The sequence below is a fragment of the Marinomonas colpomeniae genome (assembly GCF_014803385.1).
Taxonomy (GTDB): domain Bacteria; phylum Pseudomonadota; class Gammaproteobacteria; order Pseudomonadales; family Marinomonadaceae; genus Marinomonas; species Marinomonas colpomeniae.
Genome location: NZ_JACYFC010000001.1, coordinates 971996 through 995726, shown reverse-complemented (window position 1 = coordinate 995726; position 23731 = coordinate 971996). Strand labels below are relative to the sequence as shown.

The window sequence follows — 23731 nt, the reverse complement described above, 5'->3', positions numbered from 1 at the left end:
GCAATGACAACTGATTTATCAAAAGAAGTAATACTCAAAGAACTACAAAGAGAAACCACATTCGGCGGCGCGGGTGAAGAAACCAATGACCGTAAAATCCGTATCATAGATCTAAGCGATTTTGAAAATCGTCGTGAAGAACTAGTTGAGCAACTTTGGCTCGCCGCAACAGAAACGGGATTTTTTCAACTTACCAATCACGGTATTCCATCAAAAGAAATTGACGCTGCCTTTGCCGAGTCAAATCGTTTCTTTAACTTACCTGAAAACATTAGATCCCAATACCCAAGACCCAAAGGCGTTAATGCAGGTTGGGAAAGTCGCAGCCAAATTCGCCCTTCTACTGGCACCAAAGATCAAAAAGAATCCTATCAAATCACTCAATACCACATGGATAATCTATGGCCTAGCGAACAAGAATTACCACATTTCCAAGCCAACACATTGTGTTTTGAGAAGTTGTGCTGGGAAGTTGGTATGAAAGTACTTTCTTGCTTTGCGGATAAATTAGGCTTTGATCGAGACTTCTTTACTAAAGCTCACGACCCAAAGAAAAACGATTACCAAAGCACCTTACGATTATTGCATTACTTTCCAACTGAGGGTGTGACAGAACAAGGCAACATTTGGCGCGCTGGCGCTCATACTGACTTTGATTGCTTAACCCTACTCTTTCAACATGAAGGTCATGGCGGTTTACAAGTTTGTCCTGGAGCCGAATCTGACAGTCAACGTTGGACGAGTATTCCACCATTAGCGAATGTTATCACTTGCAACATTGGTGACATGCTCATGCGCTGGAGTGACGATAAGCTCATTTCAAACCTACATCGCGTGCGTCAGCCTAGAGTTGAGGAATACTGCGGCAGCCGACACTCAATCGCCTTCTTTTGCCAAGCTAACAAAAAGCAAATAATCCAAGGCCCAGAAAAATATTATGAACCAATTAGCGCCGCAGACTTTTTGAGCCAACGTATCCAAGCCAATTTTGTTGATAAAGAAACAGGTATTCCTTCTACTTAATTAAACACAAAAAAAGGACTCTATTTAAGAGTCCTTTTTTATTTTTGAGCTAATTAAAGATTGATCTGATTAAGCTTTAACGACGCCTTCTCAACATTAACCATTTTGGCTAATGCTTCTTGCAACTCATCCATGTTGTTGTATTGAGTTGTTGGATCATATTCATCTTTAAAGTAGTTACCTTCTTTATTAAACACTTGGCCCAGCTGAAATTTATCGCCTTTTTCGCCACGCCCACAAATTAAATAGACATCAAGTTCCATAAATTCTCCAACCATCACCATAAATAAGAACGGTTATTATACACCTAGTATAGCGATTAAAAAACTAACCGCTTTAGCTTTTGAGATAACCTATCCGACATTTAAAAGAAGATAAAATCGAGCTATGTTGATAATTATCTCTCAATCACTAAAATCAAATCACCACATCTTGTTGGTTATTAAACTGCACTAAAGCACTTTCAAATTCCGTTACACCCTCTTCAAAGTCATTTCTCGTATTGAACCCACCTAGAGAAATTCGTAAAGCGTTTGAACTAATGGATACAGGTGACGAAGCTGAATGACGGAACAAATCCGCCGTTCTCGCTTTCACATTTTTGGATAATAGAAAGGCGTTAAATTGATTTACATTTATGTGATTTGGTAAACTCAGCCACACATTCAGCCCACCACAACGAACGATTAAACCCTGTTTTTCTGCCATATTTTTGAAGGCTCTTTGACGATAACGCATTTCACTTTCTAACAATGATTGGTTATAAGTAAAACGTTCGCTGGTTAGGAAGCGTGTTACAAGCTCAAAGTTTAACGTCGAAACCATCCAGCACTGGCTGTGAATGTTCGCGTTAAAGGCTTGCTGCCACAGTTTGGGAACTATGGTGTAAGCCACTCTTAATCCACCTGCTACGTATTTAGATAAGCTCGACAGATAAAACACACGATCTGGTGCTCTCTGTTGCAATGGTACACGCCAACTTTCTGATAAACAGTAGTTCACGTCATCTTCAACAATATAGAAGTCATATTTACGACTAAGCGTTACAATGCTTTCTAATTGAGCGGGTGAATATTGTATGTTGGTTGGGTTTTGCATATTGGGTGTGATGTAAAGCAGCTTGGGTTTATATTGCTGACAATAGCCTTCCAAGATTTTCAAATCTAAACCCTGCGGTGTAATGGGTACGCTTAACGGTTTTACTCGACTTACATCCACTGCTCGGAAAAAACCGGGATACGCTAACTCTTCATGCAAGATGTAGTCATTTTCTTTGGTGAGAATTTGCAGGCAAGTATAAATCCCCTGCTGTGCACCTTGGGTAAAGACAATATCATTGGTTTCTATTTTTATCTTTTTACTGGCTAACCAATCGGTAAATACTTGTTTATGCTTAGCGACACCTTGTGGCGAATACGTCATGACTTGAGTTATCGCATTAAGATCTTGAGCCAATTCACTTAATGCGCTCTTCATTAACATCTGCTGACCGAGCATTGGTTGCATGCTGGATGCAAAGTCGTATTCCTTGGCGGCATGTGTGCTTTGATCTGATTGACCGTTTAGGTAATGTGTCGAACTAGGCATGCTTACATAGGTGCCAGCGCCAAGCTTTGCGCTAACAAGACCTTTCTTTTCCAACACGTCATAAGCTCTGGTAACGGTACCGTGAGTGATATTCAGTTGATCTGCAAGTAATCGCTGGGCAGGTAATTTTTGCTGATCTTGCAGCGTTCCCGCCAAAATAGCTTGCTCAATTAACAACACTAATGCTTTGTATTTTGGCAGAGCCAAACAAGCGTCATCAAACTCTATTTTACTAACCGTTAAAATTGTATTCATAACAATAAATAAATTGCCCATAATTGTATTGTGTGAGAATCTTAATTAGTACAATACAACGTAAACTGTATTGATACAATTTTAAATTAACTGTTTACCCTTTTGGAATAAAACAATGAATACGGCTTTGTTAGAATTGATTCCCGCGCTTGTGCTCTTTTGCCTAATTGCTACGATAACACCCGGACCAAACAATATTTTATTAGCCCATTCTGGTGCCAACTTCGGCATGAAAAAAACCTTACCTCATGTGATAGGCATTCGTTTAGGCATGACCTTACTTCACATTGCTATCCTGTTAGGGCTAGGGCAGATTTTCAAAAATTGGCCAGTTCTGCACGATATATTCACCTTTGTCGCAGCGGGTTACATTGTCTATATGTCTGCCAAAATTGCCTTGGCAAAACCGCATGACTCGAAAAACAGTTTACAGCCTATGAGCATTAAGGAAGCAGCACTTTTTCAAGCCATCAATCCAAAGTCTTGGTCGATGTTAATCACAGCAAGTTCTGTTTTCACCTTAACAGGAGATCTTTTTTGGCCATCCGCTTTGATGTGTCTTATTGCTTTTAACACAGCCACTTTGCCTGGAACCTTTATGTGGATCACCATAGGTAAACTGGTTTCTAGCAAACTACAAAATCCGACCTTTCATCGCAATTTTAATCGGCTAATGGGGCTATTGCTGTTAACAACGCTTCCGATGATTTTTCTCTGAACTATTATTAATCAGAACTATACCTTCCATAAAAAAGCCACTACCCCTGCTTTTTAATCGCAAAATTAGTGGCTTTCACTTTATACTAGTAGCTTGATATCGTTAAAAATCGGCCAACCTGAATCCTGCAATTTTATGTACCTCGTTAATAGCGCGAGTAAATTCAGTTTCTAAGTCATTTGGTGTTCTTTCTTCAAAACCTGCCAATATTTGTTTTTTCGTTGCGCCTTTAACAGCCATGATAAAAGGAAAGCCAAACTTACTACGGTATGCATCGTTTAACTGTAAAAAGTGAGCCAACTCAATATCAGTACATTGATCTAAACCAGCGCCTGCTTGTTCGGATTTAGATTCGTTCGTCAGGTCTCCAATCAACGCCGCTTTACCAGCAAGATCAGGATGAGCACGCAATAACATTAATTTTTGCTCATCGCTACTTTGGTCAACTATGTCTCGCATAGCTACTTTAAGCTTTTCAATATCATCAAAATAACCTTGTGGGTACTCTGATCTTTGTCGCCAAACTTGTTCAGCTACCCAAGAAGAGTGCTCATAAATACTTCCAAACAGAGAAACAAAATCCGCTTCATCTAATGAATTAAATACAGCCTGTTGATTTTGCATAACATATTCTCCAAAAACAGTTTAGTAAGGTATAAGTACTATTAAAATACACATACACATAAAACAATCGATACAAACACTACCAACTATGAAACAATGTTTTCATCACTCTATCATATAGAAAGTGTCACATAAAAAACCATGTGACAAGAAGCAGACATACAGTTTTGTATACGATACCGCTATTATTTACAATTTGTTGAGGAAAAATCATGGGCTATTTAACTACTCACATTCTTGATACAACAAAAGGAGTTGCCGCTAACGCAGTACAAGTACGCTTGTATCAAAGAAGCGACAATGACCAACGTCAACTCATTCATAGCACACTAACAAACGACGACGGTCGTTGTGATAAGCCTTTATTAGAAGGCGAGCTTTTTAAAACCGCTGTATATGAACTGGAATTTGATATTGATGAGTATTTTGCAAAGCAAGGTATTGAAATCGACCCAACTCAACCTAGCTTTCTAAATACCGTCATCATTCGCTTTGGCATCAGTGACGAAGATGCTCATTATCATATTCCATTATTAGTTTCACCTTATTCTTACAGTACCTATCGAGGTAGCTAACCTGTTTTACTACCGCTTAGTCTCAATGCACCATAAAGAAGCCAATAAAACACATTAATGCACCATATTAAAACAAACAGTCAGCTTTTGATGTACATCAAAGCTGACCGTTTTCGTTTAAGTAAACACGGCTATTGATGTTAATGTCTGTAAAACAAAGGTTTCACACTTAATTTTAATGAATCATTTGTTTCGTGGCCTGTTTATTGCTTTTCTCGATCGATAGACATGAAACAAACAGTAAGGAACAGACATGAAAGCACTTATCATCGGCGCCGGTATTGGCGGAATGTCAGCGGCAGTTGCCCTAAAGCAACAAGGTATTGATTGCGACGTTTTTGAAGCCGTAAAAGAAATGAAACCTGTTGGCGCAGCACTTTCTATTTGGCAAAACGGTGTTAAATGCATGCGACACCTAGGTATGGGCGACATCATGGACGAGCTTGGTGGTCCAATGCACAATCTCGCTTATCAAGACGGTTTCACCGGCGACATAATGACACAGTTCAGTCTTAAACCTTTATTAGACGCCGTTGCCGAACGCCCTTGCCCTGTTTCTAGAGCCGACTTACAAAGCCAAATGATTGATTTTTGGGGACGAGATAAAGTCCAGTTCGGTAAACGTATTGAAAAAGTCGAACAAACCGATACCAGTGTCACGGCTTACTTTACCGATGGAACCAGTGCAACAGGTGACATGATGATTGCTGCTGATGGCACACGCTCTGTTGTTCGAGCACATGTACTAGGCAAAGAACTAGACCGTCGTTACGCAGGTTACGTCAACTGGAATGGCTTAGTCGACATTGACACAGACATCGCACCTGCGGATCAATGGACAACATTTGTTGGAGAAGGTAAACGCGTTTCCATCATGCCCATTGCCGGTAGCCGCTTCTACTTTTTCTTTGATGTGCCATTGCCATTGGGCCTTAAAGAAGACAGAACGACAGTTGTTGCAGATCTAAAAGGTTATTTCAAAGGTTGGGCTAAACCTGTTCAAACCCTTATTGACGCTATTGATCCAGAAACCACAAATCGTATCGAGATACATGACATCACACCATTTGATACTTTAGTGAAAGGTAATATCGCATTACTGGGCGATTCAGCTCACAGCACCACACCAGACATAGGTCAAGGCGGTTGCTCTGCACTGGAAGATTCCGTTGTATTAGGACAATGCTTTTCCGAAACCAACGATATTAATACAGCGATAAAAAGCTACGAAGAAAAACGTCGTTTTCGAGTTCAAGACCTTGTCTTAAAAGCACGAAAACGCTGTGACGTGACTCATGGTAAAGATATGCAAGAAACTCAAGATTGGTATGATGACTTACGAGTAGAAAAAGGCGAGAACATTATTCTAGGTATAAAAAATACTATCCAAGATGGCCCTTTGGGTTAATTATTTAAGGCTGAGGATAATGCTTGATATATAATACGTTAATAAAAATTACAACAGTTTTTTTTAAAAACAGTTTTTAAAAAATGACGTTGAATCACCTTTAATACAAGACATTGAGTAAGTTTTATTTTTGCGACCTAGAGGTATCCTTTAAATTTTAAGGAATAATTTAAAGTCCATTTTTACAGAAAAATAATAAGATACTATATTTTTCACGATTAAAGTCTAAACATGCCATTAATTATGAATTATAATAGATTTGTACATGGATTTGTACATGCATTCATAATTAACTTAGTTAAAGGAAAAACTAATGAGCGCCAAGAGCAAACTGTTAAGTTACGTAGGAGCATTATTTATTGTTGCTATTTTACTTGTGACTATGATCGGATATTTTAATTTCAAATCCACTTCTGTAAAAAATTCTACCGGAAAATTGAAAATTGAATCTTTCCTAATATCAAATGCATTAGAGCAGCGAATGCAGCGTTATTTTGACAGTTTAAACGTATTAAGTAATGACTTGGCTATTAATAAAAATGGAAATATAAACTTTGAACCTGTGGGTAAACAACTCAAAGATATCATCTCAAACTTGAATGCGATAAATGCTTATGTTGGTTTGAAAAACGGTGACACTTACACACCCACTGGCCTTATACCTAACTTCAACGCGAAGAGTTTAAACAGAGAGTGGTATAACCGCATTTTTTCAGGCGAAAAAAAAATTGTAACTACACCTTATGTCTCATCGACTGGCAACTTAGTCATGGCGGTTGCGGTTCCAGTAATCCGCGACAACATCATAGTATCCACTCTTAATATCAATATTCCAGTAGATGGAATCACCAAATTTGCAGAAAGTCTTACAGACACCAATCAACTGATTGTAAGCAGAGCTGATGGATTCATTCTTGCCGCACCAGTCGTTGATAATATTGGTAAAAACTTATTTGAATTGCAGCCTTCCTATAAACAATATGCGAGTAAAGATAGCAGCCAGCATACTGCACGCTTTGAAGGCGAAGAAATAGTGGTACATGGCTCTAAAATTGAGTCTTTAGGTTGGACTGTTTGGTCATGGGATAAAACAAGTAACATCAATGCCCCATCAAGCTCTAACCTCATTCAAAGCTTTACCCTGTCTATTATTTTGATTTTAGTGTCACTTGCGATTATTTATTTTTCGGTTGTGAAATTGATGTACATCCCTATCGGTGGCGAACCAAAAGAAATTGAAGAGCTCGTAAAACGAGTAGCAAATGGCGACTTAACATTACAAGTGTCTGCGACTGGAAATGAAACTGGCATCTATGCCGCAACGATTTTGATGATCAACAATCTAAAATCTATTATCGGTAATATTAATGAAGCAACAGACCAACTTAAATCATCATCTGATAAAGTATCTGTCTCTGCAGAGAAAACAAACAGCAGCTCTGAGAAACAAATGATTCAATTGGAAAACACCTCGACCGCTATGAATGAAATGACCATGACAGTTGAGGAAGTTGCACGTAATGCATTGCAAGCTTCAACCGCAGCCAAAGAAGCCAATCAATTCTCAGATCAGGGTATGACAGTCGTTCAAGAAATGAATGACAATATTTCTACTCTGCTGACTGGCCTTGAGAAGGTGACAGTTGTTACCACAAAGCTTGAAAAAGAAACTCAAGGTATCGGAAGCATTCTAGAAGTCATCAATGCTATCTCTGAGCAAACTAACCTGCTCGCATTAAATGCAGCAATAGAGGCAGCACGAGCGGGTGAACATGGTCGAGGCTTTGCGGTTGTAGCCGATGAAGTTCGTAACCTGGCAAATCGTACAAAAGAAAGTACGAACGAAATTCAAACCATGATCAACAACCTTCAAAGTGAAGCAAAACGTTCAGTTCAATTAATGGACAGCAACATGAAAGACGCGAATACAACGGTAGAGAAATCAGAGGCTGCTAATAAGGCATTACACTCTATTCGCGACGCCGTATCTGTCATTCAAGATATGAACGTTCAGATCGCCACCGCAGCAGAAGAGCAGACCTATGTAGCGACAGAGATCAATGTGAGTATTGTTACCATTAATGATCTTGCGAAAGCGACATATGAAAGCTCCAACAGCAACAAAGGTATGGCATCTAATCTAACCGGTCTAGCAGTAACATTAGATAAATCTGTTGGTGTGTTTAAGCTGTAAAAAAATCTTAGTTCTAAACTCGCTGAAATAGGTAGCAACAAGAACAAGCCACCTAAAGTTTCATATTTTCAGTAGAAGGACAGTGAATTTCACATATTTCACAGACCAATTTAGTTGGTCTGTGAAATATGCTTTTAATAATAACACCTTCAGTAATTCTAAATAGTTCACGCCAGAAACATTAAAGGTAAAGATTAATTTGTCTCTATGACAAATTAATCACTTCGCCCTGTAGTGCAGGTGTATTCTGAACACACTCTTCTATTGAGTTAATTAAGAATGATGCCAATTGAGTTGGTTTAGACTTATTAGCCCATAAAGCATAAGCAGGTCGGGTAAAAATCAGATCGGACTCATATTGAATTTGGCCTGGCAAACTTTCATGTAGCTCACTTATCTCCGTCATTGGCAATAACCCCACACCGGCACCTGAAGCCACCAGCTTACGGACCAAAGTAATGTCGTTCACGACACTTTCTTGTGTATATTGCTTTTCTATTTGATTAAACGCCATTCCTTGTAATTGAGAATCTGAGTAGGGAATAATCAATCTATTTTTATTGATACAGCCTCTCCTAGACACAAGACAAACAGCTACATCCGCAATACGTTTTTGATAAAAACCAGAGTCTTTTTGTTGTCCAATACGTATCGCTAAATCAAACGAGGTTTGACTCAACAGAACATTACTATTAGCAGGTTCAATAACGATATTTACGTTATTTTTTTCTAGAACAAACTTCTCTATTGCTGGATAAAGAAGCCCCGTCATCAGGTTTTGAGGACAATGGAGTACAAACGAAATAACTTCTTTTTCAATACTTTGTGAAACAGCCGAATGTAAATCCAATGTCGTTTCACCAAATTGATCAAACAACCCTTTACCGAAACTGGTTAGTCTCACGCCACGAGCAGAACGGATAAACAACGAATCGCCAAGCCTCTCTTCTAATAGACGAATACGTTTTGAAAGTGTTGGAGCCGTAACTTTAAGGTCGTGTGCCGTTTTTGCGTAACTGCCACGACGCGCAACCTCAACAAACAATAGAAAGTCATCGAGCATGTGAATTCCTGCAATCTTAGAGTTCTAAATCTGACATGGTCAGGCAAAAAATATCACCATAATATACGAGCACCATAATATACAAACACGAGGAGAAAAGTATGACCAAATTCATTTTCACAATTCTGTTTTCATGTTGTTTGTCTTTCATCATGTCAGCTTGGGTTACTTACATAAACATTGGCTTAACCAGTGATTTTATAAACAGATGGGCTCTTGCCTTTATTAATGCATGGCCTGCTGCCTTTACCGCGGCTTACCTGCTTAGTTCTCTGGTTATGAGATTCACTGTTTTTTTAATAACTACGCTTTCAAAAGGAAAACTAAAAAATGATTAATATTGTTGCGTTTATCACCCCAAAAGCCGAATTTTACGGAGAATGTAAACAAAGAATCACAGACGTTTTATCTATTACAAGAGCAGAGGAAGGTTGCATTCGATTTGAAATATATGAAAATAAAACCACCAAGCAACTTGTCTTTGTTGAGACATTTACAAGCCAAATAACATTAGATGAACACTACGCTCAACCTTATATATTACCTATATTTGAATTTTATCAAACCGCATTACAAAAGGAGCCAGAGATTCATAAACTAAGTTTAATTGAATAGTAGTTCTCAATAATAGATTTCAAACTATTATTTAATAGTTGACTTTCAGATAAAAAAAGCCACGAATTCGTGGCCTTTTAGTTTCAACGCAGAATCATTTATTCTGTACGGAAACGAACTACCATAGTAGATAATTCTCTACCAAGTTGATCTTGTTTCTGACAAAGTTTAGCTACGTCATCTGAAATAGTTGATACATTATGTGCCGATTCACTAATGGTTCGAATATTATCATTAACACCTTCTGTGACCGCACGCTGCTCTTCGGCAGAAGCAGCTGTTTGAGTTGTCATATCTCGCATCTGCTGCACGACCTCTTCTATTTGTTCAAATGCTTTTAATGCTTGATCAGACAAACTAATTGCAGTTTCAGACTCAGATAAACTCAGCTCCATAGAATCAGACGTTTCTTTAGTCTTACTACCTAGCAAGCCAAGAATACCGCTAATTTGCTCTGTTGATTCTTGCGTGCGGCCAGCTAGTGTACGAACTTCATCTGCGACTACCGCAAACCCTCTACCATGCTCACCAGCTCTTGCAGCTTCAATCGCTGCATTTAACGCAAGTAAATTCGTTTGCTCTGCAATTGCTTCAATGGTTGAAAGTATCTGATTAATATTGCTTGTTTCTTTCTCTAGCTCAATAATAATCATGTTCGACTCTTTAAGGCGACGACCTAAACGATTAACACCTTCAGCACTACTATTTAGTAATTTCTTTCCTGCAATAGTTGTTTCTAAGCCTTTTTCAGAAAACTCTGCTGAGTGAGTGCAGCTTTGAGCCGCCTCATTGGAGGCTATAAGCATTTGTTGCCCAGCTTCCTCAATGAGCTCAATAGATTGCAATTGATTGGCAGCACTCTCTGCAACTTCTCTTGCTTTTACAGAAGTCTCTGCCGTTACTTTATCCATTTCAATACTAGAGAGTTTAATACCCAAAATTAACTTACGGGTAGACTCAATAAACTGATTAAACCAATTTGAAAGTAGCCCTGTTTCATCATTCGTTTGAATCTCAATTTTTGATGTTAAATCTCCTTCACCCTCGGCCAAAGTACGCAGATGATTAGAAACAGATTGAATCGGTGTAATAAGATTTTTAGCCATCAAGTACGCAACAACACCAAATACCATTAACAGTAATATACAAACAATTGCAGTTGTTTTAATAAGCTCATTGGTACTAGCGTAAATTTCAGAAGCGGGCATTAAACCCACAAATTTCCATTTAAGATTTGGAGACGTATAAACATTCGCATAATAATCTTCACCGTCCAGATTAAAATGAATTAAACCTTCAGTGGTTTTATCTATTTGCTGATATGCGTCCCCCTCGATCTCACTGATTTTTTTGAAATTATTTTCTTCATGAAGGGCATCAACCAAAATAGCACCCGTATTCTCAATCACCATGAGGCTACCTAGCTCACCTAGTTTGGTTTGAAGTGCCATTTCTGTCAGTGTTTTAATTGAAACATCTATAGATACCATACCACCGGTTTCATTAGCTTTTTGATAAGTGCGAATAACCGATAAATAAACCGCATCATCCGGCTCCCAGTAATAGGCATCATTTAACAAAATATCACCTGGTGCCTTCAAAGAATTAATATACCAACTCTGTGTCTCTGTTTTAAACTCAGAGTATTCATAGGTTCCTGGCCACTCTAAATAACCACCAGCAAGATCTCCCATGTAAACATACACAAAGTTAGGATTGTTATTCCCAAGATCTTCAAACATATTAAAAATTTCTGCTTCGCGACCTCCATTGCTCTTTGCGACAACGCTTGGGGCTTTCCCCTTCTTATCAAAATAAGTCGTCAATGGTTTCGCATCAGGAGCAGTGCAGAAATATAGCCAACCACATTTTTAATATCTGTAATAAACTGATCAAACGTTTTTTCAACGGCGCCTAACGTTTGACCACTGTTTTTTGAAAAGTCTTGTAGCGCTTGATCAGAAGCAAGAAACGCAGTGATAGAACTAACGATGAGAACTGGCAGTACGGTTGCAACAGAAAAAGCAATAAGTAACTTTGTTTTGATTTTCATCCACATATATCCATTTGGTAAATGATATTACACTCAAATTAAAATAGAGCCTCTTGAGAGAAGAAACCTTGTATTTATGTACTAAGAAATAGCCTGTATGACAGTACTGACTTCAGGTAATACGGTGACGTTTCCCGCTGTCATCTCTTCAAACAAAGCAACAACAAACGGGAGCTGCTCTGGATACTCTTTCAACCATGACAATAACGTCTCTTGAACGTCACCCATAGGCTGATCCTCTGACAAAGGAACACCAATAGCGATCAATTTTTCTTTGAAATCCACTTCATCAACTAAATCTACGATCATCATAAAAACATCAACCCTGATATTATCCTATTTACACTAATACTGGTTTTAACGAATCACTTTCTCTTCCAATAATAGGTCGAAAATAGCCTGTGCTTTTTCTGCCGGTGTTTCATTTTTCATAATTTTACCTCCACCGCCAGCGGGTTTAGCTGTTGCTGCTTTAAATCGGTCGGCCGCATTTTTGGCTTTCACGACTTTCATACGTTTTGGTCTAGGTTTTGCTGGACTTATTTGCCAAGCCGTCGCTGTATCATCCGTAATTTTTTGATTCTCTATCAGGTTAATCTTTGCTCGTAATCCTGGGCCAAATGCCGTTTGTCGTGCTTCTATTGCCGCATTATCAATTGTCGCAACAAAAGGTAAAGAAACGGTAACTGATCGACGCTGTCCACGAGGCAAAGCCAATAGTACTTCGGCTTCTCTTTGATTGATATGAACAATATCAGCCACGCGAGAAAGCAAAGGCCAACCTAGTTTTTCTGCCAATAAATAAGGCAGCATACCAGAAGATTCGCCACTTTCTGCACGTATTCCCATTAACAAAACATTAGCATCGCTTTGTGACAAAAAATCATACATCAATGGCAAAGCATCGCCATCTGCTTCTTGAGACAATACAGTTAACGCATTTAATCCCATACCGGCATATTGACGCAACACAGGCTCTTGAGAATCTCCAGCATGGACTACTGTCAGATTATCACCTGCCAGCTTTAAACCTAACTCAACAGCACGACCATCCTGCTCTGCACGACGCGAGCGGCCAGATTGAGGATGGCGACCAATAGACACCAAAGAGACCACCTTCACACTATGTTCGCCATTAGGCAGCATCGTCTTTCTCCTCTTGTTCCTTAAATAAGTTATGCTGCTTAACCAATCTAATAAGCTCTGCTAGCACTTCCTCACTGTCTTCCACTATGGCTAAATCTGCCCTTTTGATCATGTCACAGCCAGCATCTGTATTAATGGCGACGATTTTTTCACACTGACCTATACCTTGCATATGCTGTATTGCACCAGAGATGCCGACAGCTAAATACACTCGTGCAGTGACCCAAGTACCAGATGCACCAACTTGGCGAGCACGAGGCATAAAACCATCATCTACAGCAACACGGCTTGCGCCTTCGGTAGCACCTAACTCCTTCGCACATTCATGGAATTGATCCCAGTTATGAATGCCATTACCCGCGGACAAAATAAACTCTGCTTCTGCCAGTGGAACTTCATTCGGATCAACCGCCATCAGGCCTTTATCAATTAAACGAGTATCTATTTTTTCCAGTAATCCCATATCATCTACAGACAGAGGCAAGACTTCATGGCGAGTTTCATCAATGGCATCGCCACACTCTTCTAATAACATCAGGATTTTTGGCGTTTCTCTTACAATATCAACACTCCCAGACGCCCCTCGACAAACCGTTTGGATTGCTGATACTTGCCAAGCTTGTGCCGCTGCACGCTCACCTAGACGAGCGGCTAAACGAGACGCTAAATCAGTTCCTCCATTAATAGAGTCTGGAAACAACCAGTGCTTTGGCTGATATTGATTATTAATTTGTTGTAAGGCGGTTAAACGTGCTTCGGGCGTAAAGCCATCAAATTGAGAACCAGATAAATGAATCAACCGATCGACACCAGCCAGTTCAAATTGTGTTTCTTTACTCTCCCCAAAGCACACAGCAACAACCGCCATGTTTTGAGTGTCACTTTGTTCTTTAATCAGCTTATGAGCCAAACCTAAAACATCTTTATCATGAGTAGTTAATCGCCCGCCAACCATATCAGGCACTACAAAAATATAACCTTCAGGGTTCACCACTTGATGTAAAGGCAGAACAACTTCTTGAATCACTGAAGAGCGCTTTTTATTGCCAATACCTGACGTCGTATTTGCTCTATCAATACGCTTAATGCCATTCGGACCAATAAAGCCGACAATGTGCGGATTTTTACGAATCAAACCAGACGGCCCACGAACCTCTGCGCCACTGGCAGCCATTATGCTGTCGTGTAAAGGGTGCAAACGGTTACGCGCTATCCATTCAGCTCTTGGGTCACGACGAATAAGATTAGAAGATAATTCACTCATACACGCTCACCTTCTTTCGGTTCTCTAATCTGTCCCGCAAGAATCTCAGCAATATCACGAATAACAGGACGAGGTTCAACCACTCCTTCCAACATCGCGGTACATTGTTGACAGCCTACGGCGACCATATCCGCTCCGGTGCTTGTTACATCTTCCATACGCATATCAGCAATACGCCGCTCACCCGGAATGTCCGTAATCGGAGCGCCACCACCGCCACCACAACAACGTGAGCGATAACCAGAACGCTCCATTTCTGCAATTTTAATTCCTAAAGACGCCAATAATTCTCGTGGTGCTTCATACTCACCATTGTAACGTCCCAAATAGCAAGGGTCGTGATACGTTACTTTACCGCCGTTAGAAGCGAAAGCATCTAATTCCAAGCGGCCTTCTTTGATAAGTTGATTTAAAAAAGTAGTGTGGTGTAAAACGTCGACACCCTTTAAAGCATCTGAACCAAAGCCGCCATATTCATTTTTTAAGCAATGAAACGCATGTGGGTCGGTCGTTACAATTTTATTAAATTGATATTGAGAGAGAACCGCTAAATTACGTTTCGCCAAACTTTGAAATGTTGCATCGTCACCTAAACGTCGTGCAACATCACCGCTGTCTAATTCCTCATCACCCAAAATTGCCACATCAACATTGGCGGCTTTTAGTAACTTAACGAACGAACGAAGAATTCGCTGACTGCGCATATCAAATGCACCATCCGACACCCAAAACAACACATCCACTTGTTTTACGTCTTTCATCACCTTAAGGTTTTGATCGGCTGCCCAGTGAGTTCTGCTTGCAGGAGAATGTCCATTTGGGTTATCTGTCGCGATAATATTTTCTAGTACTTGCGCACCTTTGTTTGGCGTTTCTCCTTTCTCTAAGGTCAAGAAACGACGCATATCTACAATGGCATCGACGTGTTCGATCATCATAGGGCATTCTTCAACACACGCTCGACAAGTCGTACAAGACCAAAGTGTTTCTGAACTGATTAAGCCTTCAGTAATAATTTGATCTACACCACCTTTAGCCTTACCTACTTCTTTATTTGGATAAGGACTGCCAGCGTATTTTTCATCTGTACCACCAGCAAAACCAACCACCATATCTTGAATGAGCTTTTTTGGGTTCAGCGGCTGCCCTGCAGCAAACGCGGGACAAACAGCTTCGCAGCGGCCACATTGCACACATGCATCAAAACCCAATAGCTGATTCCATTTAAAATCAGACGGTTTTGCCACACCGTGGATTTTGCCAAACGTCATACTGTTTGAATCGCTCGCAAGTTCAACGGCTTTTAAACCTGTTGATCGTCCACCACCAAAACGCTCTGGACGACGATGAAACGCAAGATGAAGCGCACCCGCAAAGGCATGTTTCATAGGTCCACCCCATGTCATACCAAACAACATTTCACTAAGGCTTAATAACACAAGAACAGATAAAACAATCGTTAGAATCCAGTTACCCATTGCACCTAATGTGAAACTTTCAGGAAGCACACCAGCAGCGGGTAAGGTTAAAACAAAGAAGGTTATCGAAAAGACAAGAAGATTTTTCGGCAAACGCATCCACGGGCCTTTCGACAATCGTGACGGCGGATTAATACGACGTTTGAAAACAAACAAAGCGCCGCAAAACATCATGGTTAATGCACCTAAAAGCATCCACGCTAGAATCTTGCTCTCAATACCAAACAGATGCACCAACACTACCAACGCCATGGCTAAAACAAAACCACCGCCCGTTGCCACGTGTGTTCTGGACATGTATTTATCACGCTCTACCACATGATGAAGGTCATGCAGATAACGCTTAGGCATTGCCATTAAACCAGCAATTACGTCTACTTTTTCAGCTTGGCCTGCTCGCCATAGATTGGCACGGCGAACCGCACCAATCCCAGCGAGAACAAGAAGAACAGCAATTAGAGTGGGAAGTAGCCAATCAAGAATCATATTCAACCCCTTCTCAATTTAGAGGTCTTTACATAAACGAAGAGCATCAAACATGGCTGCATGAATATTGCGTTGTGACACACAATCTCCCAAGCGCCAAAGAATCATGCCATTGTCATTTTTATCAAAGCTCGCGTTTTCAAGAACCGGCTGAGGTTTGATGTCGAACAACGCTTCATTATCAATTTGGCCTTTATTACAAGAGCTTTCTTTCAATGCGTAATAAAGCTCTTCATTGGCTTTGGTGCCATTTTCGACAACCACTTGATCAACCACTCGTTCTTCTTGTTGTGCCGTGTATTCGTTTTCTAATACAGCCACTAACTTGCCATCTTCGCGATACACTTTCTCCAACAACATGTCTGATGTCATGATGACTTCTTTTTCATAAAGCGAACGGTAATAGGTTGGAAAGGTTGTGCCGCCAATTCCTACGCCCGGTTTAATATCGTCTGTGACTAATTCGACTAACGATCCTTTTGACGCGAGGTAGTCTGCTGCCGACATACCAGAAAATTCACAAATCGTGTCGTAGATTAAAACGTTTTTACCCGGTTCCACTTTGCCACTCAATATATCCCAAGTAGACACAACCAAGCCTTCTGCTGCACCCCATGCTGGATTTTGATCCAAGAATGGACGACCACCAGTGGTCAAAATACAAACATCAGGATTGAGCTCTTTCACTAAGTTCTCATCGGCTTCCGTGTTTAACCGAATTTCGACACCTAAGCGCTCTACTTCCATCACCAACCAACGAGCAATACCCGCAATTTGATCTCGTTGTGGGGCTTTAGCCGCCAATGTTATTTGTCCGCCAAGCTCTGGCGCTTTCTCAATGAGTGTGACTTTATGGCCTCGTTCTGCCGCGACACGAGCCGCTTCTAAGCCACCAGGTCCACCACCTACTACGACAACATTACGAATTTGACCTGTGGTTTTTTCAATGATGTGAGGCAAGCCCATGTATTCACGAGACGTCGCGGCATTCTGAACACACAGCACATCTAAACCCTGATACTGACGGTCGATACAATAGTTTGCCCCAACACACTGGCGAATTTGATCAACCTGATCCATTTTGATCTTGGCAATAAAATGAGGATCCGCAATATGCGCACGCGTCATACCGACAAAATCCACATACCCCGCTTCTAAAATACGCTTTGCTTGGTTTGGATCTTTAATATTTTGAGCATGAATAACCGGTACATTTACGACATCTTTGATGCCTGCCGCTAAGTGTAAAAATGGCTCTGGTGGATAGCTCATATTTGGAATCACATTCGCTAATGTGTTGTGTGTGTCACAACCCGATCCTACGACACCAAAATAATCGACCATGTTTGTGTCATCATAGTATTTTGCGATTTGTTTCATATCATCATGATTCAAACCGTCAGGGTGGAACTCATCACCCGTAATACGCATACCGACAACAAAGTCTGGACCTACTTCAGCACGCACGGCTTTCAATACTTCCATACCAAACTTCATACGACCTTCAAAGGTGCCACCCCATTCATCAGTACGTTTGTTGACCCGAGGAGACCAGAACTGGTCAATCAAATGTTGATGCACAGCAGACAACTCAACACCATCTAAACCACCTTCTTTAGCACGACGAGCCGCTTGTGCAAAATCACCAATTACGCGCCACATTTCTTCTACTTCGATTGTTTTACAGGTAGCACGATGCACAGGTTCTCGAATACCTGATGGCGACATTAGGTTTGGCCAATTTTCGCCATCCCAGCGGGAGCGGCGCCCCATATGAGTAATTTGAATCATAATCTTACCGCCATGCTTATGAACGGCATCAGCAAGATTTTGAAAATGAGGAATAATACGATCAGTGGACAGGTTTACCGAACTCCACCAACTGTTTGGGCTGTCAATCGATACAACACTAGAACCACCACAAATACAGAGGCCGCAACCGCCTTTGGCTTTTTCTTCATAATATTTGATATAACGTTCTGTCGTCATACCGCCATCCGTTGCATAAACTTCGGCGTGTGCCGTGCTCACAATGCGATTTCGGATGGTTAATTTATTAATATTGAGTGGTTCAAACAGCACATCATACTGGGACATTACAAAACTCCCGCTTTACTAAAAACAGCTTTAAACTAAATGTAAAAGCCAAAACATAAACTGAAACTGGCTTCAAAAAATCAGTACTAACCTACCCGTTAGCACCAATCGAGATAAATAAACTACAAAGGTGTGACTTCAAAATATCCCACTTCACATCCTTCTTCCGAACCACCTTGGGTTTGTTCCGCTTTAGTTCGTAGAGGCAAACCTTTGCTTTCCAAAATCTGATCTAAAGCACCAGCAAACCAACCCGTAAACATATAATCCACTTTACGATTCACTTTTTTTGCATGGATTTTTTCGTAGTGATATACAAAAGCTGAATTCTCTAAACGAATTTTCGCCGTGCCCTTTTCGATGTCTAACTCTTCAGTAATGAAGAACCCCCAACCACGCTGAGATAGACGTTTGAGGTAATGATTCCAGATATCTTCACCATAAATACCATGGCATTCTGATTCTTGCTCACACCAGAAATACGCCGATTTATAACCCGCTTTATAAAGAATATCAGCGTAACGCTCTGCACCAATTTCGTCTTCAATGCCCATGTGATTATTCACAAAAAAATGTCGTGGTACGTACAACATAGGTAAAGCATCGGTCGTCCAAACACCGGTTTCATCGTCTACTACAATTGGCATTTCTGGCGCATGTGTTGTCATGTTTATTCCCCCCAAACTTCTTTTAGTAATGAAACCCAATTCTCACCCATGATTTTGCAAACTTGACGTTCACTAAAACCACCGCGTAATAATGCTTCGGTCAAGTTAGGAAACTCACCAACCGTTCGAATGCCTTTAGGATTAATGATCTCGCCAAAGCGAGTTAAGCGACGTGCGTAACCTTTGTCGTGAGTCAGATATTCGAAGAAATCTTCACCGTGACCTTGAGTAAAATCAGTACCAATGCCAATCGCATCTTCACCAACAATGTTGTAGATGTACCTAATGGCTTCTACATAATCATCAACGGTCGCGTTGACACCTGCTTTTAGGAAAGGAGTAAACATAGTCACGCCAACAAATCCGCCGTTGTCTGCAATGAATTTCAAATCTTCATCACTGCGATTACGTGGGTGTTCTTTTAGACCAGAAGGTAGGCAATGGGAATAAGCAACAGGTTGCTTGGATTCGATAATGACTTCTTTTGCCGTATTAGGACCAACGTGAGATAAATCACACAACATGCCAACACGATTCATCTCACCAACGATCTCACGACCAAAACCAGACAAACCACCATCGCGCTCATAACAACCTGTACCGACTAAGTTTTGCGTGTTGTAGCACATTTGCACTATACCAACGCCAAGCTCTTTAAATATTTGTACATGACCAATTTGATCTTCAAATGCATGGGCATTTTGAAAGCCCATCATCACACCAGTCTTGCCTTCTGCTTTCGCTCGATGAATGTCTTTGGTGGTATACACTTTGGTCAGTAAGTCTGAGTTCGCTTCAATCAACTGATTCATTTCAATGACATTACGTACTGTGCCTTTAAAGTCCTCCCAGAAAGAAACAGTACAGTTCGCTGCAGTCAATTTGCCTTTTGACATATCTTCAAACAACTCACGGTTCCATTTCGCACAAATCAAACCGTCAATGACAATCGCTTTATCGTGTAGCTCTGCTGCATTCATCGCCTTATCCTTACCCTAAACAGTTGGTAAATTCTCAATCAACTGAGTGTAATTTTTCGCGAAGAAAGGGAGCTGGCTATAAACGACTAGAGGAACACTAAAAGCGACCTGACTGAAAAAGACATGTCGTTAATGAGAATAGGCAGGATTTGTAAAATATAAAGTACTGAAGTGTGAGGCTATCTGTGTTTTTTTGAATGGATAAAGCCGTGTGACGTTTCTTTTCAGCTATCTCTGACGGGATTGTTGCTTACTTAACTAAAACGCCATACGGCTTTATTTTATTAGAAGTTTTGATTAATTACTTTTTAACTAATAAATCTTCTAATTTTAGTCCTGTGGCTTTATTAATACTGCGCCACAAGTAATAAAAAACACCCATCATCATTATCATCGACGGAATCGCAATCATCGGATAACTATACAATGTCATTTGCCCTAACTCCTCGTTAAAGGCTTCTGTTCCAGCAGGGCTAGTAACAATCCATTTAGCGAGTATGTAATTCATCGTTGCGGAGAAAGCAAACGAACCCGCCACCAAATACGTTGCTGTCATCAGTCTTTTTTCAAATATCGCAGTGCTGTTGTTCTCTTCTAATTTTTGCTTAATCGTATCAATGTCCATGATCGACGCATTAAAAAATAACGTTTTGAATAAAGGATATGGCGTAAAGGTAGAAACCAATACCGCAATACCTATTATCGCAGGAATAGCGGCTTCTTTAATTGCTAACCATTTATTGTCTAACTCAAACAGACCAATGCTGCCGGTTAGCAACACACTTACTAAACCTAACAAGGCAATGAAGTTAAACTTCTTATACTTTACTAACTCAAATATCCCCCAACCAAGCGGAAACGCCAAAGCTGCAACCAAACCACCACTGACGCCTAACTGGTCTTGACCACTTAACTTCATTAAAATCAAAGACGGTAAAACGACACTAACAAGAAGGTCAACCATTGGGCGAGGCTTGTGTGTAGGTGAGCTATTCATAGTTTTGGGGTTCCAGCTTAAATTCAAATTTTAATGGCGACTATCATAAAGTAAAAAGCACCTCATGGTGTATAGACATTTTTTAGTGACGTATAAAATTCCCAATCTTTACTCAAGCCTTTTCAAATCAAAGTACACTTTCTCAAAAAAGATTTGTAATTTAAATGTAAATAAACTCTTCTCTATTTCAGAGAATACTTTACTTAGGTTACATAAGAGTTCTTTAACCTAGCTATCTGTAATGTTAAATTACCGTTAAATATCACACTTAGAGATTATTATGATTAAACTCACAACGGCTGCAGCACTTATCGCTTTCACATTATCACAACCCGCTAACGCATTTAGTTTTGGAGACGCTTTAGACAGTGTTAAAGAATCTGCAAAAAGCACTATAGAAGAAACGGTTGGAACAACAGATAGCTCTGATTCATCTAGCGGTTTAAGCGCGAGCACTGTTTCTGCCGGCTTAAAAGAAGCACTGGAAGTAGGCGCTAAGCATGCTGTTGAACTACTAGGCGCAGAAAACGGTTATTTGAATAATAGCTTGGTACGAATTCCTTTGCCTGATTCAATCGAAAAAGTCAGTAGCACTATGCGTAAATACGGTTTGGATGAACAAGTAGACCAATTTGAATTAAGCATGAACCGTGCGGCAGAAAAAGCGGTTCCTCAAGCAACAGAGCTAATTATCAATAGCCTGAACGAGATGACCCTTGAAGATTCAATGGCAATTCTAAATGGTTCAGATAATGCCGCAACGGAATATTTCCGTGAACATACGCAAGATGACATAGCAAAACTCTTTCAACCTGAAATAGAAAGCTCGCTAGCAAGTGTTAATGCAACTAAATACTACAATCAACTTACTGAGAAAGCGGAAGACATTCCCTTCATAGGAGATTTTGCTAAAGATGCAAACCTTGAAGAGCATGTAACAGACAGCGCACTAGATGGCTTGTTTGCATTAATTGCTATCGAAGAAAAGAAAATCCGAGAGAACCCAGTTGCACGTACAACCGAGTTATTGAAACAAGTGTTTAGTAACTAGTACACCTCTCAGGCTTACTTGCCATATAGGCATATCACTTGATCAAAAAAAAGACCTTTTCAGGTCTTTTTTTATTTTATGCTACAAAACTATTATTTGCGTTGTGGTGGTTTGTGTTCCTTCATGCAAGCATCAACATCGCCTACACTTTCACATTCTGGAGGAAGAGGTCTGTTACCTGCCACACAAGAATCTTCACCTTCTTTGCAGTCTTGCGGCGGAGGCATACGCTCCACGTTACAAGCTGTTGAATCCCCTTCTACCGTACAACCTGGTTCCGCAGTAAAACAACTCAAAATCTGATTCTCGCTCGGATCATTAACGTGGTAATGGTAACCAGCATCAGAAGTAACATGACCATTACAAGCATCTAGGTTTTGAGGAGCAGAACCATCCGCATTTTTTGGACCATAAAGCTTATATCCATCCATAGCATAACCAATCGCAGTAGCATGACCATGCGTGTGCTCTACACCATCGTCATGGCTATGTTTGCTGTTTGCTTCTTCGGTGCAATCTGTAACCGCATGATAATGATAACCCACGTGCGTATTCACATGACCGCCACAGTCATCAAATGGTGCTATGGTATGCGCCGCTAGAATGGCATCAACTGGCGCTGGGGCTTCAATTTTCACGCCGTTAAAAGCAACACCAACCCCTGACTGAGGGTTTACCGCTTCTGATTTTGCCATTACCTGTGGTTCAGCAGGAATAAGGTAAGTAATACTTGTACCTTCTTCTACATATTCAGGCAAACACTGTACACAGTAATTGTTGTATTCAGGGTCTACGTCTGGACGCGCTGCAGCTAAACAGGCGGTTTTACTGTCTGTAACACGAATCTTTCCTGTTTTAGGGTTATACAGTTGCCATTTATCGTCTTTGTAGAAAGTCGCTAGGTTTTTAACGAATTCACCATCAACATCATGAACTTTCCCACCATCTAACCAAATACCAGACGTGTCAGCTGTATCGCTTATGTTTTGTGGGCACCAAGGTCCTGTTTCGAGATCGGTATTACCTCCACTTACGTCAACGGTAATTCTAAAACATTCAGACTCTGTACCATTTGAGAGTGTACAAGACACTAAATCCTCATCTACCGTAATGGCATCATTGTCATAAAAGCCTTCTAAGGTTTTGGCCTGAGAATTTGAACTTACGTTTGCATATACCTGAATCGCTAATACTGGAACAACGATTAAAAAACCGATAGCAGCGAGGATTTTATTGGATACTTTCTTCATTAAAAATAACTCCGATGACGCTGTGTAAATGGAAGAACTTGTTTAAGGCTAGATTAGAATCGACAATAAAGAAGTAATACAGGGTCTTTAATTAAATTTACACTTTCTTATTGGATAGCCACGCTAAATAACAACTTAAAACGCCCCCTCATGAGATAGACATAACAGACAAGGTCCATAAAAAAAGCCGAGACATTAA

23 protein-coding genes are annotated in these 23731 nt (G+C 40.4%); 8 read left to right on the top strand and 15 right to left on the bottom strand.

From position 1 onward, the window contains the following. The first annotated feature begins 3 nt into the window (after window positions 1–3). On the top strand, window positions 4–1023 hold the full coding sequence (locus IF202_RS04650) for an isopenicillin N synthase family dioxygenase (RefSeq protein ID WP_191593685.1): 1020 nt from the start codon (window positions 4–6) through the stop codon (window positions 1021–1023). Window positions 1024–1076: 53 nt separating this feature from the next. Here IF202_RS04650 and IF202_RS04645 read toward each other — a convergent pair whose 3' ends face one another. Together IF202_RS04645 and IF202_RS04640 are read right to left on the bottom strand one after the other, a co-directional pair. Further along, window positions 1077–1286 (bottom strand): hypothetical protein, encoded by a 210-nt coding sequence (locus tag IF202_RS04645; protein ID WP_191593684.1) that lies wholly within the window; start codon window positions 1284–1286, stop codon window positions 1077–1079. 154 nt (window positions 1287–1440) lie between these two features. Further along, on the bottom strand, window positions 1441–2865 hold the full coding sequence (locus IF202_RS04640) for an aminotransferase-like domain-containing protein (RefSeq protein WP_235963261.1): 1425 nt from the start codon (window positions 2863–2865) through the stop codon (window positions 1441–1443). A 115-nt stretch (window positions 2866–2980) separates the two neighbouring features. Here IF202_RS04640 and IF202_RS04635 point away from each other — a divergent pair, with 115 nt between their 5' ends. Next, a complete protein-coding gene (locus IF202_RS04635; RefSeq protein WP_191593682.1) occupies window positions 2981–3583 on the top strand; it encodes a LysE family translocator in 603 nt (200 codons plus the stop codon). Window positions 3584–3685: 102 nt separating this feature from the next. Here the strand turns inward: IF202_RS04635 and uraD are convergent, their stop codons facing one another. Further along, window positions 3686–4207 (bottom strand): 2-oxo-4-hydroxy-4-carboxy-5-ureidoimidazoline decarboxylase, encoded by a 522-nt coding sequence (gene uraD / locus IF202_RS04630; protein ID WP_191593681.1) that lies wholly within the window; start codon window positions 4205–4207, stop codon window positions 3686–3688. Between the two features lie 212 nt (window positions 4208–4419). On the opposite strand from uraD, the gene uraH reads away from it, so the two are divergent. From uraH to IF202_RS04615, 3 genes are all read left to right on the top strand, one after another. Beyond that, complete coding sequence (gene uraH / locus IF202_RS04625; RefSeq protein ID WP_191593680.1) at window positions 4420–4782, top strand: hydroxyisourate hydrolase; 363 nt, start codon at window positions 4420–4422, stop codon at window positions 4780–4782. A gap of 253 nt (window positions 4783–5035) precedes the next feature. After that, window positions 5036–6190: an FAD-dependent urate hydroxylase HpxO gene (gene hpxO, locus IF202_RS04620; RefSeq protein WP_191593679.1), complete on the top strand. Its 1155-nt coding sequence runs from the start codon at window positions 5036–5038 to the stop codon at window positions 6188–6190. A 313-nt stretch (window positions 6191–6503) separates the two neighbouring features. After that, window positions 6504–8384, top strand: a complete 1881-nt coding sequence (locus tag IF202_RS04615; protein ID WP_191593678.1) for a methyl-accepting chemotaxis protein — start codon at window positions 6504–6506, stop codon at window positions 8382–8384. Window positions 8385–8589: 205 nt separating this feature from the next. Here the strand turns inward: IF202_RS04615 and IF202_RS04610 are convergent, their stop codons facing one another. Continuing rightward, window positions 8590–9447, bottom strand: a complete 858-nt coding sequence (locus IF202_RS04610) for a LysR family transcriptional regulator (RefSeq protein WP_191593677.1) — start codon at window positions 9445–9447, stop codon at window positions 8590–8592. 101 nt (window positions 9448–9548) lie between these two features. Here IF202_RS04610 and IF202_RS04605 point away from each other — a divergent pair, with 101 nt between their 5' ends. Then, window positions 9549–9785, top strand: a complete 237-nt coding sequence (locus IF202_RS04605; RefSeq protein WP_191593676.1) for a DUF2798 domain-containing protein — start codon at window positions 9549–9551, stop codon at window positions 9783–9785. After that, window positions 9778–10062, top strand: a complete 285-nt coding sequence (locus IF202_RS04600; protein WP_191593675.1) for a putative quinol monooxygenase — start codon at window positions 9778–9780, stop codon at window positions 10060–10062. The genes IF202_RS04605 and IF202_RS04600 overlap by 8 nt, the downstream gene beginning before the upstream one ends. Window positions 10063–10160: 98 nt before the next feature. Here IF202_RS04600 and IF202_RS04595 read toward each other — a convergent pair whose 3' ends face one another. From IF202_RS04595 to IF202_RS04555, 10 genes are all read right to left on the bottom strand, one after another. Then, a complete protein-coding gene (locus IF202_RS04595; protein WP_235963260.1) occupies window positions 10161–11888 on the bottom strand; it encodes a methyl-accepting chemotaxis protein in 1728 nt (575 codons plus the stop codon). After that, on the bottom strand, window positions 11885–12115 hold the full coding sequence (locus IF202_RS17410) for a hypothetical protein (protein WP_235963255.1): 231 nt from the start codon (window positions 12113–12115) through the stop codon (window positions 11885–11887). Before IF202_RS17410 ends, IF202_RS04595 begins: the two co-directional genes overlap by 4 nt. A gap of 81 nt (window positions 12116–12196) precedes the next feature. Further along, entirely contained in the window at window positions 12197–12427 is a 231-nt protein-coding gene (locus tag IF202_RS04590) for a hypothetical protein (protein ID WP_191593674.1), read from the bottom strand. A gap of 45 nt (window positions 12428–12472) precedes the next feature. Then, entirely contained in the window at window positions 12473–13261 is a 789-nt protein-coding gene (etfB, locus tag IF202_RS04585) for an electron transfer flavoprotein subunit beta (RefSeq protein WP_191593673.1), read from the bottom strand. Next, on the bottom strand, window positions 13251–14525 hold the full coding sequence (etfA, locus tag IF202_RS04580) for an electron transfer flavoprotein subunit alpha (RefSeq protein WP_191593672.1): 1275 nt from the start codon (window positions 14523–14525) through the stop codon (window positions 13251–13253). The genes etfB and etfA overlap by 11 nt, the downstream gene beginning before the upstream one ends. Continuing rightward, window positions 14522–16489: a (Fe-S)-binding protein gene (locus tag IF202_RS04575; RefSeq protein ID WP_206705356.1), complete on the bottom strand. Its 1968-nt coding sequence runs from the start codon at window positions 16487–16489 to the stop codon at window positions 14522–14524. Before IF202_RS04575 ends, etfA begins: the two co-directional genes overlap by 4 nt. A gap of 18 nt (window positions 16490–16507) precedes the next feature. Beyond that, window positions 16508–18586: an oxidoreductase gene (locus IF202_RS04570; RefSeq protein ID WP_191593671.1), complete on the bottom strand. Its 2079-nt coding sequence runs from the start codon at window positions 18584–18586 to the stop codon at window positions 16508–16510. 122 nt (window positions 18587–18708) lie between these two features. Then, the gene (locus tag IF202_RS04565) at window positions 18709–19254 is read right to left on the bottom strand and encodes a DUF5943 domain-containing protein (RefSeq protein WP_191593670.1); all 546 of its coding nucleotides are present in this window, start codon (window positions 19252–19254) and stop codon (window positions 18709–18711) included. 2 nt (window positions 19255–19256) lie between these two features. Continuing rightward, a complete protein-coding gene (locus tag IF202_RS04560; RefSeq protein WP_191593669.1) occupies window positions 19257–20234 on the bottom strand; it encodes a dipeptidase in 978 nt (325 codons plus the stop codon). 301 nt (window positions 20235–20535) lie between these two features. Then, window positions 20536–21231 carry a VC0807 family protein gene (locus tag IF202_RS04555; RefSeq protein ID WP_191593668.1) on the bottom strand — a complete coding sequence of 232 codons (696 nt, stop codon included), beginning with the start codon at window positions 21229–21231 and terminating at the stop codon, window positions 20536–20538. Between the two features lie 280 nt (window positions 21232–21511). On the opposite strand from IF202_RS04555, the gene IF202_RS04550 reads away from it, so the two are divergent. Then, window positions 21512–22282 (top strand): DUF4197 domain-containing protein, encoded by a 771-nt coding sequence (locus IF202_RS04550; RefSeq protein WP_191593667.1) that lies wholly within the window; start codon window positions 21512–21514, stop codon window positions 22280–22282. Between the two features lie 92 nt (window positions 22283–22374). On the opposite strand, the gene IF202_RS04545 is transcribed toward IF202_RS04550, so the two are convergent. Beyond that, window positions 22375–23532: a YHYH protein gene (locus tag IF202_RS04545; RefSeq protein WP_191593666.1), complete on the bottom strand. Its 1158-nt coding sequence runs from the start codon at window positions 23530–23532 to the stop codon at window positions 22375–22377. Window positions 23533–23731: the final 199 nt, after the last annotated feature.